This is a genomic window from Streptomyces hawaiiensis (genome assembly GCF_004803895.1).
GTDB classification, from domain to species: Bacteria; Actinomycetota; Actinomycetes; order Streptomycetales; family Streptomycetaceae; genus Streptomyces; species Streptomyces hawaiiensis.
The window spans coordinates 4516237-4533851 of record NZ_CP021978.1; the positions used below are offsets into that span (position 1 = coordinate 4516237).

The following is a 17615-nucleotide window of genomic DNA, read 5'->3' on the forward strand; positions in this document are numbered from 1 at the left end:
CCAAGGGCATCCATGGGGAGAGTAAAGTGCGCAAGCTGCTGCCGTTGATCGGAACGCCGTCCGGTTCGCACCCTGGCGGCCGGTCCGCCATGACCTGTCGTTTCCGGTGTGGTGACGCCTGCTTCCACGAGGTGCCCAACACCAGCTCCAACGAGTACGTCGGTGACGTGATCGCCGGTGCGCTCAGCCGCCGGTCGATGATGCGTGCCGCGGCCGTGGTGACCGTGGCCGCCGCGGGGGCGGGTGCTGCCGGGGTCGCGCAGGCTCCGCAGGCCGCCGCCGCCCCGGCCACCGGCGCCGCGTCCGCCGCCTCCGAAGCCGCCCGGCGCAAACACAAGGGCGCGCGCGGGCTGCGCTTCGCGCCCGTCGCGCCCAACACCGCCGACGCCGTGACCGTGCCGGAGGGCTACCGGCAGAACGTCGTCATCCGCTGGGGCGAGCCCATCCTGCGCGGTGCGCCCGCCTTCGACCCGGAGAGGCAGACCGCGAAGGCCCAGGCCGCGCAGTTCGGGTACAACTGCGACTTCCTCGCGCTGCTTCCGCTGCCCGGGGAGCGCGGCCGGCAGCTGCTCGTCGCCAATCACGAGTACACCGACGAGATCCTGATGTTCCGCGGTTACGACGCCGCCAACCCGACCCGTGAGCAGGTCGAGGTCGCCTGGGCCGCGCACGGGCTGTCCGCCGTCGTGGTGGAGGGGGACCGCAGGAGCGGCAAGCTCACCGCCGTCTCCCGGCACGAGCTGAACCGGCGCGTCACCGCCACCACCGAGTTCCGGCTCACCGGGCCCGTCGCAGGGTCCGCGCTCGTGAAGACCTCCGCCGACCCGACCGGCACCAAGGTGCTCGGCACCCTCAACAACTGCTCCGGCGGTGTCACCCCGTGGGGCACGACCCTGCACGGCGAGGAGAACTTCAACCAGTACTTCGCCAACGCCACGCGGAGCACCGACAAGCGGTACGGGGTCGGGGCCGGGGCCACCGAGCGCAAGTGGGAGAGGTTCGACGAGCGGTTCGACGTCGCCCGGGAGCCGAACGAGGTGCACCGGTTCGGGTACGTCGTCGAGTTCGATCCGTACGACCCCGCCTCCACGCCCCGCAAGCACACCGCTCTCGGGCGGTTCAAGCACGAGGCGGCCACCGTGCGGCTCACGCACGACGGGCGGCCGGTCGTGTACTCCGGTGACGACGAGCGGTTCGACTACTTCTACAAGTTCGTCGGCAGCAAGCGGATGCGGCACGGGTCGTCGCGTTCCGTGCGCGAGCACAACCTCTCCCTCCTCGACGAGGGCACGCTGTACGTCGCCAAGCTCACCGGTGACTCCCCCGCCGTCGAGATCGACGGCACGGGCAAGCTGCCGCAGGACGGCGAGTTCGACGGGAGCGGTGAGTGGATTCCGCTGGCCACCGCCACCGCGAAGGGCGCCGTCTCGCACGTGGAGGGGATGAGCGCCGAGGAGGTGTTCGTCTTCACGCGGCTCGCCGGTGACAAGGTGGGCGCCACCAAGATGGACCGGCCCGAGGACATCGAGCCCAACCCGGTGACCGGCAAGGTCTATGTCGCGCTGACCAACAACACCAACCGGGGCGTCGGCTCCAACGCCAAGGCGGACGAGGCCAACCCGCGTCACGCCAACAAGCACGGGCACGTGCTGGAGCTCACCGAGCGGTGGAACCGGCCCGAGAGCACCCGCTTCGCCTGGTCGCTGTTCCTGGTCGCCGGGGATCCGGAGGACCCGGCGACGTACTTCGCCGGGTTCCCGAAGGACGCCGTCAGCCCGATCTCCTGCCCGGACAACGTGGCCTTCGACCCCTACGGCAACCTGTGGATCTCCACCGACGGTGCCCAGCTCGGCTCGCACGACGGCCTGTTCGGCGTGGCGACCCGGGGTGAGCGGCGCGGTGAACTCAAGCAGTTCCTGACCGTGCCGAAGGGCGCCGAGACCTGCGGCCCGATCATCCAGGACCGGCGCGTCCTCGTCGCCGTGCAGCACCCGGGCGAGATCGACGGTGCCTCGGTGGAGAAGCCGGCCAGCGCCTGGCCCGACGGTCCGGGCAAGTACGTCCGGCCGGCGGTCGTGGCCGTGTGGCGTGCCGACGGGTGCGACATCGGCGTCTGATCCAGCCACCGCAGGAGAGCAGGAGATAGAGGGCGTCCGTCGGGCGCCCCCCTATCTCTGTCACCGGGGCGTGTGGAGCGTGAGGTCCGTGACGACCGCGCGGTGGTCCGTGTCGGACAGGTCCAGGATGCGGGTGCGGCTCGCGCCGAAGTCCTCCGACACCAGGACGTGGTCGATCTGCACGCCGAGCGTGGGGGCGGTCTGTGCCGGCCAGGTGGCCGTGCGGTCGGCGCCGTCCAGGCGGGAGGCGTCGCGCAGGCCGGTGTCGAGGATGCGGCGGAAGGCCGCGTGATCCTGGGAGGCGTTGAAGTCGCCGGCCAGGACCAGAGGGGTGTCCGGGTCGGTGGTGGCCGCGTCGCGCAGGGCGTCGAGCTCCCGGCGCCAGAGGTCCACCTGGCCGGGCAGCGGGGGCATGGGGTGGGCGAGTTGCAGCCGTACGGCGTGCCCGTCCACGTCGGCGACCGCCCCCGGCATGCCCATCGTGCCGCGCACGCCCTCAGTGGGCCGGAGGGGGAAGCGGCTGAGGATGACGGAGCCCTCGGAGCCGCCGCCCTCCGCGGCCCGGCGGTGCGGGTAGTCCTGGGAGAGGTCCCGCTTCAGCAGCGCGTCGCACGCGTAGTCGCATTCCTCCACGAAGACGATGTCCGGTTTCTCGCGGCGCACGGCGGTGACGAGGGAGGCGGTGCCCTGGCCGAACTCGACGTTGGAGGTCAGCACGCGCAGTTCGGCGACCGGCGGGCCCGAGGGGTCGTCGGCCTTGCCGTACGGCTCGATGTACCAGGCCAGCAGGCCGAGCAGGACCACGCCCCACACCGTCCCGAGCCACCAGCGGGACAGCAGCGTGAGCAGCAGGGCCACGGCGGTGGGGACGAGCAGCCAGGGGAGGAAGGCGAGGAGCTGCGGGACGGGGGTGATGCCGTCGCTGTCGGCGGCCCGGAAGCCGACGACCACGCTCACCCCGGCGAACAGCAGACCGGCGCACCAGGCGCCGGGCCGCCGTCCGGGCGGACGGTGCTCGCGCCCGTCGTCCCTGGCGGTCCACTCGGCAGCGGCGGTGTCCAAGGCCCGGCCTTCCGTTCGCAGGGTGGGATGCCCGAATCCTCCCTCAAGGGCGAATCCTCCCTCAAAGACGGGGTGGGGCGGGGGAAGGTTGCCGGGCATCGACCCGGGCCAGCAATTCCTCCAGCGCCCGGTCGAACACCTCCGGGCGTTCCAGGTTCGGCATGTGGGCCGCGCCTTCGATGATGTGCAACTCCGCGTCCGGGAGGGCCGCGTGCATGGCCAGGGCGTCGGAGACCGGCGTGAAGGTGTCGTCGGCTCCCACGACGACCAGGGCCGGTACGGAGACGCGGCGCAGCAGGGCGCCGTAGTCGGGGCGCCGGGCGCGGGCGCGCAGGGCCGCGGCGGCGCCCTCGGGGGCGGTGGCCGTCATCATGCCGTGCACGTGCGCCTTGACCTCGGCGGACGCGTACGGGGCGACCATCCGCTCCAGGACCTCGTCGGCGTAGCCGCGCATGCCCTCCGTGAGGAGACGGTCCGCCATGGCGTCACGGGTGCGCACGCCCTCGGGGGTCTCCGCCGACGGGAAGGTGTCAGCGAGGACCAGGCCGCGGACCCGCTCGGGGAACAGGCGGTAGCAGTCCATGACGATCTGGCCGCCCATCGACAGGCCCGCCAGGACGAACGACTCCAGCTTCAGCTCGTCCAGCAGGGCCTCGACGTCCCGGGCGAATCCCGAGAAGTCCGTGACGGCCGGGGCCGTCGGGGAGGCGCCGTAGCCGCGCAGGTCGGGGGCGATGACGCGGCGGGTACCCGGGAACCTGTCGAGCTGCGGTGCCCACATCGTGCGGTCGAAGGGGTGGCCGTGGACGAGGACCAGGGGTACCCGATCGGTATCGGGGCCTTTGTCCTCGTATGCGAGGAAGGGTGCCATGGCGTCGACCCTAGGCGGCTCAACTACTCGGTGCAATAAGATCTTTGCTCTCGGTGCAATCCAAGGGGGCCCGGCCGATGAGTGACTACCGGCGTATCGCCGACCGCATCGCCGACGACATCGCCACCGGGCGGCTGCGGCCCGGACAACGGCTGCCGCCGCAGCGGGCGTTCGCGCGGCGCCGGGGCCTCGCCCCGTCGACGGCGGGGCGGGTGTACGGCGAACTCGTGCGGCGCGGGCTGGTCGTCGGGGAGGTCGGGCGCGGCACCTTCGTACGGGCGGCGCCGGCCGGACCGGTGGGGCAGGCGCTCATCGAACCCGGTCCGGGCGCCACCCCCGTCAACCTGGAGCTCAACTACCCTGCCGTGCCCGGCCAGCCGGAGCTGCTCGCCCCCGTTCTCGCGCCGCTGCTGCGCCCCGACGTACTGGCCGAGGCGCTGTTACCGGCGGCCGCCACCGGCACCGAGGCCGCGCGGGAGGCCGCGGCCACCCTGCTCACCACCCCGGGCTGGCGCCCCGCCCCCGAGCGGCTGCTGTTCACCGGCAACGCCCGGCAGGCCATCGCCGCCGTCCTGGCCTCACTGGTCCGGCCGGGTGGCCGGGTGGGTGTGGAGCAGCTGACGTATCCGCTGGTCAAGGAGATCGCGGCGCGGCTCGGCATCACGCTGGTGCCGCTGGCCGGGGACGCGGCCGGGCTGCTCCCGGAGGCGGTGGCGGCCGCGCACCGCACGGCGCCGCTGTCCGCCCTCTACGCGCAGCCGACGCTGCACAACCCGACGTCCCTGACGACGAGCCGGCCGCGGCTGCTGCAACTCGCCAGGCTGGTCCACGACCTGAACCTGCCGGTGGTGGAGGACCGCACCTGGTCCTTCCTGCGGGAACCGGGTGATCCGCTCGCCGTGCACGCCCCGGCCCTCACCCACGTCGTGGACGGACTGTCCAAGCGGGTCGCCCCGGGGCTCACCGCCGGGTTCCTCGTCGTGCCGCCGCACCGGGTCGCCGTCGTGGCCGACGCCGTGCGGTCGGGCGGCTGGAGCGCGGGGCGGTTCGCGCTGGAGGCGGCCGTGCGGTGGACCGCTGAGGGGACGGTGGCGCGGCTGGTGGAGGCCAAGCGGGCGGACGCGGTACGGCGGCAGCGGATCCTCGCCGAGGAACTCGCGGGCTTCGCCGTACGGTCCGACCCGGGTTCCTGCTTCGCCTGGTGGGAGCTGCCCGCCCCGTGGCGTGCGGACACCTTCACGGCCGCCGCCGCCGCGCACGGCATCGCCGTCACGCCCGGCCCCGCCTTCGCCGTCGCCCCCGGGCACACGCCCGACGCCGTCAGGCTCGGGCTCGGGTCGGCTTCGGAAGCGGATCTGCGATGGGCCCTGCGGAGGCTCGCGCAGATCGCCGCGCGGCGAGCCGGGGACGGTACCGGCCCGTGACCCAGGCGCCGGCCGCCACCGCCAGTCCCAGCAGGCACAGCAGCCAGGACACCGTGCGCAGGGTGGCAGTGAGCGCGTCGTAGACCGCTCCGGCAGCGGGGCGGTGGAGGGCGTCGGGCAGGTCGGCGAGGGTGAGGCGGCGGCCGATCGCGACGGCGAGGACCAGCAGCGCGCCGCCCAGGGCCGTGCCCAGGCCGAGGACGGTGACCGCGCGGCGGCGGCACACGGCGACGAAGATCCCGGCGACCGCGAGGACGGCGGCGGCGAGCGGCAGCCAGAAGGCGGCGGTGTCCAGCACGTGGTACCCCTTGCGCAGTCGGTCCACGTCCTCGGCCGGGAGCACCGGGATCCGCGTGTGCGTGACCGGGATGCGGTGGGCGAACGGCACGTGGTCGTCGGAGAGTTGCTGTTTGACGCGGGCGATGACGGGGGCGGGGTCGACGGTGACCGGGGCCCCGCGGGTGCCGTCGTCGCGCAGGGCGCGCAGGACCGCGTCGTGCACGGCCCGGTTCGCCGCGTCCCAGGCCGTGCGGTACGCCTCGGTGCGGGTGAAGGAACGCGCCGCGTCGTGCACGAAGGGCCCGACCGCCCCGCGCAGCGGGCCGGTGTCGGCCTCGTGCCCGGCCTCCCGCATGACACCGTCCGCGACGGCGTCCGCGACCGCGCGCCGCACGTCCGGGTCGGCGGCGAGCGGCGCCATCGTCCGGACGTAGCGGCCGGTGTCGGTGAGCCCGTGGGCCGCCCAGGACGCGAGCGCCCCGAACGGCACGAGCAGGCACGCCAGAAGGAGCAGAACGGCCGACAGGACGTTCCGTGATCGTCGGGGCGCCTTTGCTGGTACGGGCGCCCGGCCGTGCTCGGACACCCTTCCAGGCAAGGCGCCCCGGGCCCGTTCCGCGAGCGCGGCTCCCCCGAACGGGTGTCCCCGCCCCCGTCCCCGTCCCCGTCAGTCGATGCGCTGACCGGCGGCGTCCTCGCGCGAGTAGTAGCGGTAGAACACCATCGCGAAGACACTCGCCCCCACCAGCAGCCCCAGACCGCTGGAGCTGAACACGGACGCACCGGTCTGGCTGTAGAGGAAGCCGACCGCACAGCCCGTGAAGGCGAACCAGCTCAGCGCGTGCAGTTCGCGCGGCAGCCGCGGGGCCAGCCGCCACACGGCGGCGAACAGCACGGCGAACACGAGCGCCGTGACGAAGCCGAACAGCAGGTTCCAGCCCGTGATGGGTCCGCCGTGACGCTGGTTGGCCGCGGCCCAGAAACCGTAGATGAGCCCGAGGACGACGGGCAGCGCCACCTGCGTGGCGGCGTGGGTCCGGGCGCTGAAGACATCGGGCCTACGACGTGACGTGATCATCTTGCGTGAGGCGGGTGCCGCATGAGCCATGACAGCTCTCCTCTCTGTCCCTGCCCCTGGATCCAGGGCACACCGGCGGGTGGCCCCTGGCAAGTCGGCGGAGCGACCGGAACGGGATGCGGCCGGTGCCGCCCCGTGTTTCGCTGGGGCCGTGAGCCGCCACCGCAGGGGGCACGGCCCGCTCGTCCGGCACGCCCGGGCCGGGGGCCGGGACGTTGTGCGACGGCAGGAACTGCTGCGGGTGCGGGGCCGCCGCGTGGCCTGGGTGCCGCCGCTGCTGCTGCTCGTCGCCATCGCGGTGGCCGACTACCACACCATCGGCGAGTTCCGCATGATCTCCTGGATCGTGCTGGTGCCGGGTATCGCCGCCGCGATCTGCGGGGTGTGGGGCACGGCCCTGTTCGCGGTCCTCTCCCTGGTGACGTACGTCGTCGCCGACAGTGCCTGGCCGCACGAAGACCAGGCCGGCCGCGCCGACTTCGTCCTCGTCGCCCTGGGCGGCATCCTCGCCACCCTGGCCTGTGTGATCCGGGTGCGCGACGAGCACCGCGCGCTGCACATGGGCGACGTCACCGACACCATCCGCCGTACCGTGCTGCGCCCGCTGCCGCCGGGCTGGGGCGGACTCGACCACGCCGGTGTCTACCTCACCGCCGACACCCACGCCCGCGTCGGCGGCGACTTCTACGACATCCAGCCCGGCCCGCACGGCACCCGCGTCCTGGTCGGCGACGTGCAGGGCAAGGGCCTGGGCGCGGTGGAGGCGGCGGCCGCGCTGCTCGGCACGTTCCGCGAGGCCGCCTACCACGAGGCGGACCTGGCGACGGTCGCCGAGCGGCTGGAGATCCGGATGATCCGGCACCGCGGGCACACCGTCGCCCTGGGCCGCTCGGACGGCGACCGGTTCGCCACGGCCGTCCTGCTCGCCTGCCCCGACGACGACCGGGAGGCGGTGGACGTCCTGCTGTTCGGGCACGAGCCGCCGCTCGCGGTCGGCCCGGGCGGGGTGCGCACCCTGTCGGCCGGGGCCGGGCTGCCGCTCGGCTGCCGGGATCTCGCGCCCGGGCCGCCGGAGATCCGGCGGTGGCGGGTCGCCGCCGACGAGACGCTGCTGCTGGTGACGGACGGGGTGACGGAGGCCCGGGACGGCACCGGGGTGTTCTACCCGCTCGCCGACGAGGTGGCCCGGGCCGTCGCCGAGGACCCGGGCACCGCCGAACCGGCCCGTCTGGCGGCCTTCGTACGGGACGGCACACTGCGGCACGGCGGCGGGCACCTCGCCGATGACACGACCGTGTTCGCCGTCCGCAGGAGACCGGCCCACCGAAGACCGGGGGGCGAAGCCCCCGAAGGCGGACGTTTGCGGTCCTGAGACCCACCTTCGCAGCCGCAGCGGTTACGGTGCTGACGTACGTGATCGACACAGGGGGTGGGGCCATGCCCGGAACCGTGCTGCTGCTGGCGGCCTCGCCGGTGGGCAAGGGGCGCCTCGTGGACGCCGCCTCCGTACTCCCCGTCCTCGCCGCCGTGGCGCCCGCCGTGCTGTCCGGCACCGACACCGCGAACGTCGTCGAACTCGCCGACCCGCTGGAGCCGCAGGCCGTCCTCACCCGGCTCCGCGCCGCCGCCGCGGCCCCCGGCCCGCTCACCGTGTACGTCACCGGCCAGCTCCAACTCGACCGCCGCCAGCGCCTGCCCCACCTCGCGCTGGCCCGCACCACCGCCTCCACCGCCCGCTACACCGCCTTCCCCTGGCACTGGTTCCGGGAGGAACTGCGGCTCAGGCCCGCCGGCGCCACGACCCTCCTGCTCGACCTGCACGCCGACGCCGAGACCTGGGAACTGCTGCGCGGCACCCCGCTGGACTCGGGCCGCGGCAACGCCGTTCACGGTCGCATCGCGCCACCGCCGTCCAGACGCACGGTCGCGCAACCGGCGTACATGAAGGCCGTCGCGACGATCCTGCGCAGCGGGTTCCGGCCGCCGGTCGAGCAGTTGCACCAGCAGGCGCTGTCCCGGATCGCGCCGGAGAGCGCGGGCACGGACCTGGTGCTGAGCACGCCCGGCCCGGCGGCCGGGGACCCGCACGCCGCCATCACCGCCGCCGTCCAGTCCGGCCGGCACGCCGAGGCCGACGCGCTCGCCGCCCGGCACGAGCGGATCGCCGTCACCGCGCACGGGCCCGCGTCCGAAGAGGCCCTGCACTGGGCCGAAGTACGGGCCGACCTGGCGATGTTCGCCGGGGACGCCGCCCGCAGCTGCCGCATCTGGCTGATGATCGCCACCGCCCGCCTGAACGCCGGGCAGGCACCGGACGCCCCCGCCGTCGAAGCCGCCGCGGACCGGGCGCACCACCAGTGGGGCCAGGTCCGCGATACCGCCCCCGCCCGCGAACTGGGCGCCGCGCTCGCCGCGTTGCGCGGCCGGGTGCCCGGGCGGCGCGAAGGGGCACTGGACCACGTGCAGCGGCAGCTGCGGCAGTTGCAGACCCAGGGCTGAGGACCCTGAGCCGCGTGCGCCGTGTACGCGTGGCCTGAAGGGGGCGTGCAATCGCGATCCCGGAGTTCGCCGCCGCCGGCCTGATCCGCCCGCTGACCGGCGCGGCGGTGAAGTCGCCCGGCGACATCATCCCGTCCGTCGACAGCACGTCGTTCTGGGACGGCGATTTCTTCCGTCATCGCCTTCGCCATGGTGCTACGCCTATACGAAGGCGAAGGAGGCCACGCCTGCGGAAAGGCGAGCGGCCATGATCGCGTCGTACTCACACGGCGGCGAACAGGGAGACAGAACCGGCCATGCCCCGGCGCCTCAGCGGGAGTCGGCGACGGCCTGCCGGCCCGGCTGCGGTGTCTCGGCTTTCGCCGGGCCCGCGTTCGCCGCGAGCAGCAGGGTCGCCACGGCGACGAGGGCGGCGGTGAAGCCTCGGGCGTACCGCTCGGCGGTGCGTGTGCGTTCGAGCACGGCGACCTCGCAACTGGGGCGGCGACTACGGCGGCAATGTATTAAGCGTGTTCGACAATTCGGCTTAACACTCCGTTTAACCTAGGGGCTGCTCGCAGCGAACGGCAAGAGGCACAGGGGGAGTTGGCGTGGGGGAGCGTGACGATCCGGGGGTCATCGGCCGCCGGGTGCAGCGGTTGCGTGTCGAACGGGGACTGACGCAGCGGCAGTTGGCGGAGCCCGTGTACACCCCCGCCTACATCTCCACGCTGGAGTCGGGCCGGGTGCGGCCCTCCGACGACGCCCTGCGGCATCTCGCGGACCGGCTCGGTGTCGCCTTCGACGAGCTGGCCAGCGGGCACTCCGCCCGGCTCGTGACCGAGCTGCGGCTGCGGCTGACCGAGGCGCAGCGGACCCTCGCCGTCGGCGAGACGGAGGCGGCGGCCGGGCAGTACGCCGAGCTGCTCGCCGAGGCCGAGACGCACGGCCTGGCCCCCGAGCGGTCCGCCGCCCTGCTCGGGCTCGGCGAGTGCGCCCTGGAGACGGGCGAGCTCGTGGCGGGCCGGCAGTACTTCGAGCGGGCCGAGGAGTGTCTGGCCGGCGCGCCGCTGCCCGCCCGGGTCCCGGCCCTGCGCGGCCGGGCCGTGGCGCACTACCTCGCCGGTGAGCTCCGGTACGCCGTCTACCTGCTGGAGACCGCCCTCGACGAACTCAACCGCGGCGGCCTGCACGACCCCGACGCCCTGCTGCTGCTCTACGCCAGCGCCATCGGCCCGTACATGGACATGGGCGCGCACGCCCGCGCCGCCCAGGCCGCCGAGTTCGCCCTGGCCCTCGCCCCGCAGTCCGGCGACCCCGCCCTGGTCGCCCGCATGCACCGGTCCGTCGCCCGCACCCTGGTCGCCGAGGGCCGTCTCGCCGAGGCCGACGCCTCCCTGGCCAAGGCCGCCGAGCTGTACCGGGGCCTGCAGATCCGCACCGAACTCGCCAACTGCCACTGGATGCGCGGCTACGTCTACGCCCAGGACGGACAGCTGGAACGCGCCGAGGAGGAGCTGCGCGAGGCCCTCGGCATGCTGTCGGCCAAGCGCGCCGCCCTCTACAGCAGCCAGGTCGCCGTCGAGCTGGCCGACGTGCTGCACCGGCGCGGCAGGTCCGACGAGGCGGCGGCCCTGCTGCACGACGTCCTCGGGCAGCTGTCCCCCGAGCGCGGCGCCGTCCACGCCGCCGCCGCGCACCGGCTGCTCGGCATCATCGCCGAGGACGCCCGCCGCACTGAGAACGCCGAGGAGCACTACGTCCGCGCCCTGAGCCTGCTGGAGCGGGCCGGTGCCGCCGGTGACCTGGCCGACCTGTGCCGGCTGCTCGGGGACCTGCTGCGGCGGACGGGGCGGGTGGAGGCGGCCCTGGACGCCTACCGGACGGGCCTCGGGCACCGTACGGCCCCCGGCACCACCACCCTCGGGCCCGCGCCCGCGCAGCCTCCTCTGTGAGATGACAGGGCCCTCGCACAGCCGTGCGGGTTAGCCTCCCTCCCGGGAAGTGAACGACCGGGGCGGGCGCGTGGAGAACCAACGGACAGTGGCCGACGGCATACGACTGGGCCTGCGGGCCCTGGTGTACGTCGTCCTGGGCGGCGCCGCGCTGCTCGCGATCGCGACGGTGGCGTCGGTGCTCGGGCCGATGCTGGCGCTCGACCTCTACACCCCGCCGGTCGCGGCCTGGTGGACGGTGTTCACCGCGATCACCGTCCAGGGCGTGCCGTTCCTGCTGCTGGGGACGGTCGTGTCGGCGGCGATCGGGGCGTTCGTGCCCGAGCGGGTGTTCCAGCGGGTGCTGCCCCGCCGTACGGTGCTCGCCGTGCCGGTCGCGGGGGCGGCGGGGGTCGTGCTGCCCGGCTGCGAGTGCGCGTCCGTGCCGGTGGCCGGGAGTCTGATGCGGCGGGGTGTCGCGCCGGCGGCCGCGCTCGCCTTCCTGCTGTCGGCGCCCGCGATCAACCCGGTCGTCCTGGTGGCGACCTCGATCGCCTTCCCGGGGCAGCCGGAGATGGTCCTCGGCCGGCTGCTCGCCTCGCTCGGCACGGCCGTGGTGATGGGCTGGCTGTGGGCGCGGTTCGGGCGGGAGGAGTGGCTGCGGCTGCCGAAACGGAGCGACGGGCGGACGACGGGTCGCGGTCCGCGCGCCTTCGTCCTCGGGCTTCAGCACGACTTCCTGCACGCGGGCGGGTTCCTCGTCCTCGGGGCGGCGGCCGCGGCGACGTTCGCCATCGTCGTGCCGCGGTCGCTGCTGGAGGTGTTCACCGGGTCGCCCTGGCTGTCGGTGCTGCTGCTCGCCGTGCTGGCGGTCGTGCTGTGCGTGTGCAGTGAGGCCGACGCGTTCGTGGCGGCGTCGCTGAGCGGCTTCTCCCCGACCGCGCGACTGGCGTTCATGGTGGTCGGGCCGATGGTCGACCTGAAGCTGATCGCGTTGCAGACGGGCACGTTCGGCAGGGCCTTCGCGGTGCGGTTCTCGGCGGCGACGTGGGTGGTGGCCGTGACGAGCAGCGTCCTGGTGGGGTGGTGGCTGCTGTGAGGCGCTACGGACCGGCCGTGCTGCTCGCGCTCGTGGGCGCGGCGATCCTGCGGGTGTCGCTCTTCAGCGAGCTGTATCTGCGCTACGTACAGGCGGGACTGCGGCCGTACCTGGTGGTGTCCGGCGTGACGCTGGTGCTGCTGGCTGTGGCGGTGGCGGGGGTGACGGCAGGGGTGCGGGACGAGCACGAACACGGGGACGACGGCGACCACGGAGGGCACAGCCACGGCCCCGCCGGCCCCCGGGTCGCCTGGTTCCTCACGCTCCCCGCCCTCGCCCTCCTCCTGTTCCCGCCGCCCGCCCTCGGCTCCTACAGCGCGGAGCGCGAGGCGGCCCGGCGTGCCACCCAGGGCGTCGGCACCTTCCCGGCCCTGCCGTCCGGGAACCCGCTCGACCTCACCCTCGGAGAGTTCGGCTCCCGGGCGGTCTACGACAGCGGCCGCTCCCTGAAGGGCCGAACGCTCCGGCTCACCGGCTTCGTCACCCGTGGCGGCGACGGCACCTGGTACGTCACCCGGCTCCTCGTCTCCTGCTGCGCCGCCGACGCATCGGCCGCCAAGGCCGAGGTACGCGGTGCGCAGGCTCCGCCCGTCGACACATGGGTGACGGTCACCGGCACCTGGCAGCCCGAGGGGGAGCCGGGCTCGGACGCCGCCTGGCCACCCGTCATCGACGCCACCTCCGTACGGCGGGTGCCGCAGCCGGACAACCCGTACGAGAAGCGCTGAGGCCGAAACCCCACGGCGACGGTCCCGCCAGGGGTTTTGCCGCCCCGGCAACGGGTAGTCGGGGCACCATTCCGGGAGGGTCCGGAGGATCCGGGCGGGCAGGCCCGGCGGGTGGCCGTACCGGTGGTCCGCGGATGGACGCGCCCCGGCGGCCCGGCGGGTGGTGGCAACCGGTGCGCCGGTCACCGCACGGCCGGTCCGCCGACGCCCTCCCCGTGGTGGCGGCCGCAGACGGCTGGACGTTCTGCCCCCACCCACGGCCCGCCCCGGACACGGCAAGGGCGCAAGCCGCGGTGATCGAAGGAGGCGGTGGTCGTGCGGCCCAGGGACGATCCCCGAGGCGCCCCCGGTGGCGACCGGGGCCCCGGCCGCACCGGGGGCGGTGGCCCGGACCCGGACGGAGCCCGGGCCGCAGACGTGATCGCCAGGGGGGTGCGGGGCGCCGAGCCCGGAGAGGTGCCGGGGCGGCTGTGCGAGGTGGCGGTGGAACTGCTGCCGGTGATCGGCGCGAGCGTGTCGCTGCGCAGCGAGGGCATGCCCGTACAACTGAGTGCGAGCAGCGCGCAGGCCGCGCGCCTGGCGCACATCCAGGCGACGCTGGGCGACGGCCCCTGCCAGAGCGCGCTGGAGGACGGCGCGCCGGTGCTCGCCTGCGACCTGACCAGGGGCCGGGACGCGGGACGCTGGCCGGTCTTCGCCCAGCAGGCGACGGAGGCCGGGGTACGGGCGGTGTACGCGGTGCCGCTGGGCAGCGGCACCGTGTGCGTGGGCACGCTCGACCTGTACCGCGACCGCCCGGGCGAGCTCACCGACCGCCAGCTGCACGTGGCCCGGATCGTGGCCGGTGTGATGACCGTGGCCCTGATGGCACTGCCGCACGGGGACGAGCCGGAGACGCAGGACGGGGAGGACTGGCTGAGCGGGCTCGCCACCGACCACGACGAGGTCTACCAGGCCGTCGGCATGATCATGGCGCAGCTCGGCGTGGGCGCGGACGACGCGCTGGCGCGGCTGCGGGCGGACGCCTTCGCCCGCGGGCGCACGGCCCTGGACGTGGCACGGGACGTGACCGCCCACCGCACACGTTTCGACCGGTACTGACCGGTCCCGACTCCCGGGCCGGGGCGGGCGTCAGATCTGTGCCCTGCCCTGCTTCCTGATCTCGGACAGGCGCCGCGCCCCGAGTTCCACGGCCTGCTGGGTGACCTCCGCGTACACCTCGTCGAGGCCGGCGTTGGTGAGGGTGATCGTCTCCTCGCCGGCGCGGACGGCGGCGAGGTCCATGGTGAGGTACGTCAGCTCCCCCTCCTCCGTCTCGCCGGCCAGCGTGACCCGCAGGGCCTGCCGGGCGTCCCCCACCGGCGGCAGCGGCAGGTCGCGGACCTCCACGCCCTGGATGCCGCCGCGGGTGGTCGCGGCCGTGAACTGGCCGCACCTGCCGGGCAGCGACCTCATCCAGTCCAGCGTGCGGTCCACGTCCGCCGGGGGATGGGCGGCGACCCGGTAGCGCAACTGGGCGTCGGTGTCGCCGTCGTCGAGCGCGGACGTCGCCTGCGGGCCCTTCGGGGCGCCGAAGGGCTCCTCCGTGTAGAGGGCGTCCAGCAGCCGCTGGCACTCCCGGTCCTCCGTGCTCGCCTTGAGCAGGCCGTCCCGCCAGGTCCGCGCGCCCCGGGTCGGACCCCACGGCTCCCCCAGGTCGGCCTCGGTGACCAGCGCCGCCCGGGCCTGCGCCTCGGTGAGGGCGGCGCCGGAACCGGCGGGCTGCTCGACGGCGGGTGACGCGCCGGAGGCGGAGGCGGACGCGGAGGCGGAGAACCACCGCGGCCGCGGCTCGTCCTGGACGGAACAGCCGGCCGTGGCCAGCAGGGCGGTCACGGACAGGGCGGAGGCGAGGAGGGCACGGGTGGCCGGGGGGCGGGTCATCGGGGTGCCTCCTGCGGGGGGCTCATGGAGGCGCCTGCGGGGCGGGGCGGCTCTCCAAGATCGGGTAAGTGCTCTTACGGCACCACCGCGACCGTCCGCCCACCAGCGATACGGGCCGTCCGGGTGAGCGGACCGGGACACCCGCCGCCACCTGCCGGAAAATCCGTCGCCCCGCCCCCGGCCCCCCTGTTACGGTCCCGCCCATGCAGCGCGCCCAGTCGTACCCGTCCGCCACGACGACGCCGGAGAGTGTCCCGGCGCGCTGACAGCTGACCCAGATGTCCGAAGCCCCGGGGCGAGTGCCCCGGGGCTTCGTCGCGTGGTGCTCGCCTCCCGACCGCGAGGAGTCATGACGGACCGCCGACGGACCGCCGACGGGATCACTGACGGGATCACCGACGGACCGCCGACGGGATCACCGCGAGGTCGGGACGGGGTCAGAACGTCCACCGGGTGTGGCTGTAGACCCCGTTGTCCCGGCCGAAGCCGTACGCCGTGTCCGGGGCCACCGCGAGCACCACCGCGTCGCCGCTGCGGAACTCGTCCCCGAGGCCGTGGAAGGTGCCCTCGGGGGAGGTGATGTGCGGCCCGTACTTCGTCTCGAACGCCGTGATCACCTCCTCCAGCAGCGCACGGTCGCCGACCGGCTCGGCGGTGCCCTCGACCACGACGTCGAACCCGTCGGTGAGGGAGTTCGCCCCGGTGGTCAGCGCGCAGTGCGCGTCGTGCGCGAGGTTCTTCGCCTTCTGTTCCCCGCGGCCGGTGGAGAAGTACAGCACCCCGTCGTGCCAGGCGGCGATGCAGGGCGTGACGTGCAACCGGCCGTCGGGCCGCACCGTGGACACCCAGAAGATCTCGGCGGCCTCCAACCGCCGCTCGGCGTCGGCCCATTCGGTGGCCGTCACCTCCGGGGCGCCCGGGCGGGGGGTGAGCGCGGAGCTGTAGCGGGCGTCGAGCTCGGTCGTCGGTCGCTGTGCGGGCATGGCGGGACTCCTTCGTCGTCTCCTCCCCGTAACGACCGGCCGCCGGGGCCGGAATCATCGCCGCGTCCGTTCGTGTGGTGGGCGGCGCCGGTCAGCGGGCCGTCCAGGGCCGGAGCTTGTCGGGGTCGAGCACGGCCCGGACGTGCTGGATCCGGTCGCCCGCGATGTCGCCAGACCCGCAACGCCAGACGCGACGCCCAGCTGCGCAGCGGCGTCTTCCTGGCCGCGGACGCCCACCCGCTCCTCATCTTCACTTCGACCCGTGTGCGGCAGACCGGCGCGGACGGCTTCGAGGTCACCGGCGATCTGACCGTGCGCGGCGTGACGAGGCAGGTCACCGTGGACGTCGAACTGACCGACGCCGGCCACGGCCCTCAGAGCACCTTCCGGGCCGCCTTCAGGGGCTGGACGGCCCTCGACCGCGAGGACTGGGATGTCCAGTGGGGTCCGCGGCGTGGTCGGCCGGAAGGTGACGCTGGAGTTCGACGTCACGGCGATACGCCGGTCCTGACGCGGGCAGGAGCCCGCAGCGGGCCGCCGCCCAGGCCGTAGGGTCGCTGCTGCGGAGCTTCCCGCTGTGCCTCTGGAAGGAGTCCTCGCCGTGACGGACGGTCAGCGCACCCCGGTGATCATCGACTGTGACACCGGCGTCGACGACGCCCTCGCCCTGCTGTTCGCCGTACGGCACCCGGCGCTCGACGTGCGGGCGATCACCTGCGTGGCCGGGAACACGGACGTGGACGGTGTCGTCCGCAACACCCTGACCGTGCTGGAGCAGGCGGGCGCCCCGCACATCCCCGTCGCCCGGGGCGCCGAGCGGCCGCTGATCGAGGCGCCCCGCTCGGCGCGGCACGTGCACGGACACGACGGCATGGCGGACCTGGGCCTGCCGGAACCGGCGCGCGAGCCTGCCGACGTCGACGCGGTGACGCTGCTGCGGCGCGAGATCCTCGCCTCCCCGCGCCCGGTCACCCTCATCCCCACGGCCCCCCTCACCAACATCGCGCTGCTTTTGCGCACGCATCCGGAGGTGGTCCGCAACATCGAGCGGATCGTCTTCATGGGCGGCGCGGCGGCCGTCGGGAACGCCACGCCCGTCGCGGAGTTCAACGTCTGGCACGACCCGGAGGCGGCCGCGATCCTGCTCACCGCCGGGGTGCCGATCACGATGTACGGGCTGGACGTGTTCACGCGGGTCGTGGTCCCCGCGGCGGAGGTGCGCAGGCTGCGCGCGAGCGACGAGCCGGGGGCGCGGCTGGCCGGGGAACTGCTCGCCCACCGTCCGGCCCATCCGGACAGCCGCCCCGACGACCCCTCCGAGACGGCCGGCGGTCTCGGCGACGCGGGTGCGGTGTGCGCGGTCGTCGACCCGCAGGGCCTGACGACCCACCGTCTCCCGGTGGACGTCTCCCTCGCGCCGGGACCCACGCGCGGCATGACGATCGTGGACCGCCGCCCCCGGCCCGGCGAGTCGGAACTCCACGAGGGCACGCGCGAACAGCCGCTGGTCGATGTGGCTCTGGACGTGGACGTGGAGCGCTACGTGAAGCTGTACCTGGCGACGGTCGAGGGGTGATCGTCGCCGAGGCATGAGAACGCCCGAGGTGCCGTCGCCGCCGGACGGCAGCACCTCGGGCGT

Annotated in this window: 17 protein-coding genes; 10 read left to right on the forward strand and 7 right to left on the reverse strand. The window is 74.4% G+C overall.

What is annotated here, in order from left to right:
- Nucleotides 1–26: 26 nt before the first annotated feature.
- Nucleotides 27–2117, forward strand: coding sequence for a PhoX family protein (locus CEB94_RS20790; RefSeq protein ID WP_175433654.1), 2091 nt, complete (start codon nucleotides 27–29; stop codon nucleotides 2115–2117).
- A 60-nt stretch (nucleotides 2118–2177) separates the two neighbouring features.
- On the opposite strand, the gene CEB94_RS20795 is transcribed toward CEB94_RS20790, so the two are convergent.
- Together CEB94_RS20795 and CEB94_RS20800 are read right to left on the reverse strand one after the other, a co-directional pair.
- Complete coding sequence (locus CEB94_RS20795) at nucleotides 2178–3179, reverse strand: endonuclease/exonuclease/phosphatase family protein (protein WP_246111861.1); 1002 nt, start codon at nucleotides 3177–3179, stop codon at nucleotides 2178–2180.
- 61 nt (nucleotides 3180–3240) lie between these two features.
- On the reverse strand, nucleotides 3241–4050 hold the full coding sequence (locus CEB94_RS20800; protein ID WP_175433656.1) for an alpha/beta fold hydrolase: 810 nt from the start codon (nucleotides 4048–4050) through the stop codon (nucleotides 3241–3243).
- 77 nt (nucleotides 4051–4127) lie between these two features.
- Between CEB94_RS20800 and CEB94_RS20805 the strand changes: the two genes are divergently transcribed.
- Nucleotides 4128–5474, forward strand: coding sequence for an aminotransferase-like domain-containing protein (locus CEB94_RS20805; RefSeq protein ID WP_175433657.1), 1347 nt, complete (start codon nucleotides 4128–4130; stop codon nucleotides 5472–5474).
- Here CEB94_RS20805 and CEB94_RS20810 read toward each other — a convergent pair.
- Together CEB94_RS20810 and CEB94_RS20815 are read right to left on the reverse strand one after the other, a co-directional pair.
- Nucleotides 5371–6339, reverse strand: coding sequence for a hypothetical protein (locus tag CEB94_RS20810; protein WP_246111862.1), 969 nt, complete (start codon nucleotides 6337–6339; stop codon nucleotides 5371–5373). The two genes, CEB94_RS20805 and CEB94_RS20810, sit on opposite strands and share 104 nt — an antisense overlap.
- An 81-nt stretch (nucleotides 6340–6420) precedes the next feature.
- A complete protein-coding gene (locus CEB94_RS20815) occupies nucleotides 6421–6861 on the reverse strand; it encodes a hypothetical protein (protein WP_175433658.1) in 441 nt (146 codons plus the stop codon).
- A 187-nt stretch (nucleotides 6862–7048) separates the two neighbouring features.
- On the opposite strand from CEB94_RS20815, the gene CEB94_RS20820 reads away from it, so the two are divergent.
- Together CEB94_RS20820 and CEB94_RS20825 are read left to right on the forward strand one after the other, a co-directional pair.
- A complete protein-coding gene (locus CEB94_RS20820) occupies nucleotides 7049–8203 on the forward strand; it encodes a PP2C family protein-serine/threonine phosphatase (protein WP_246112176.1) in 1155 nt (384 codons plus the stop codon).
- 65 nt (nucleotides 8204–8268) lie between these two features.
- Complete coding sequence (locus CEB94_RS20825; protein ID WP_175433660.1) at nucleotides 8269–9330, forward strand: serine/threonine-protein kinase; 1062 nt, start codon at nucleotides 8269–8271, stop codon at nucleotides 9328–9330.
- Nucleotides 9331–9639: 309 nt separating this feature from the next.
- Here the strand turns inward: CEB94_RS20825 and CEB94_RS20830 are convergent, their stop codons facing one another.
- On the reverse strand, nucleotides 9640–9792 hold the full coding sequence (locus tag CEB94_RS20830; protein WP_175433661.1) for a hypothetical protein: 153 nt from the start codon (nucleotides 9790–9792) through the stop codon (nucleotides 9640–9642).
- 128 nt (nucleotides 9793–9920) lie between these two features.
- Between CEB94_RS20830 and CEB94_RS20835 the strand changes: the two genes are divergently transcribed.
- From CEB94_RS20835 to CEB94_RS20850, 4 genes are all read left to right on the forward strand, one after another.
- Nucleotides 9921–11264, forward strand: a complete 1344-nt coding sequence (locus tag CEB94_RS20835; protein ID WP_175433662.1) for a helix-turn-helix domain-containing protein — start codon at nucleotides 9921–9923, stop codon at nucleotides 11262–11264.
- Between the two features lie 70 nt (nucleotides 11265–11334).
- Nucleotides 11335–12342: a permease gene (locus CEB94_RS20840; protein ID WP_175433663.1), complete on the forward strand. Its 1008-nt coding sequence runs from the start codon at nucleotides 11335–11337 to the stop codon at nucleotides 12340–12342.
- Nucleotides 12339–13070, forward strand: a complete 732-nt coding sequence (locus tag CEB94_RS20845) for a TIGR03943 family putative permease subunit (protein WP_175437094.1) — start codon at nucleotides 12339–12341, stop codon at nucleotides 13068–13070. The genes CEB94_RS20840 and CEB94_RS20845 overlap by 4 nt, the downstream gene beginning before the upstream one ends.
- 309 nt (nucleotides 13071–13379) lie before the next feature.
- Complete coding sequence (locus CEB94_RS20850) at nucleotides 13380–14171, forward strand: GAF and ANTAR domain-containing protein (RefSeq protein ID WP_175433664.1); 792 nt, start codon at nucleotides 13380–13382, stop codon at nucleotides 14169–14171.
- A gap of 30 nt (nucleotides 14172–14201) precedes the next feature.
- On the opposite strand, the gene CEB94_RS20855 is transcribed toward CEB94_RS20850, so the two are convergent.
- Nucleotides 14202–14993 (reverse strand): hypothetical protein, encoded by a 792-nt coding sequence (locus tag CEB94_RS20855; RefSeq protein WP_175433665.1) that lies wholly within the window; start codon nucleotides 14991–14993, stop codon nucleotides 14202–14204.
- A gap of 437 nt (nucleotides 14994–15430) precedes the next feature.
- Nucleotides 15431–15976, reverse strand: coding sequence for a pyridoxamine 5'-phosphate oxidase family protein (locus CEB94_RS20860; RefSeq protein WP_175433666.1), 546 nt, complete (start codon nucleotides 15974–15976; stop codon nucleotides 15431–15433).
- Nucleotides 15977–16048: 72 nt separating this feature from the next.
- Between CEB94_RS20860 and CEB94_RS42230 the strand changes: the two genes are divergently transcribed.
- Together CEB94_RS42230 and CEB94_RS20870 are read left to right on the forward strand one after the other, a co-directional pair.
- Entirely contained in the window at nucleotides 16049–16528 is a 480-nt protein-coding gene (locus tag CEB94_RS42230; protein WP_175433667.1) for a YceI family protein, read from the forward strand.
- 49 nt (nucleotides 16529–16577) lie between these two features.
- Nucleotides 16578–17552, forward strand: coding sequence for a nucleoside hydrolase (locus CEB94_RS20870; protein WP_175433668.1), 975 nt, complete (start codon nucleotides 16578–16580; stop codon nucleotides 17550–17552).
- Nucleotides 17553–17615: the final 63 nt, after the last annotated feature.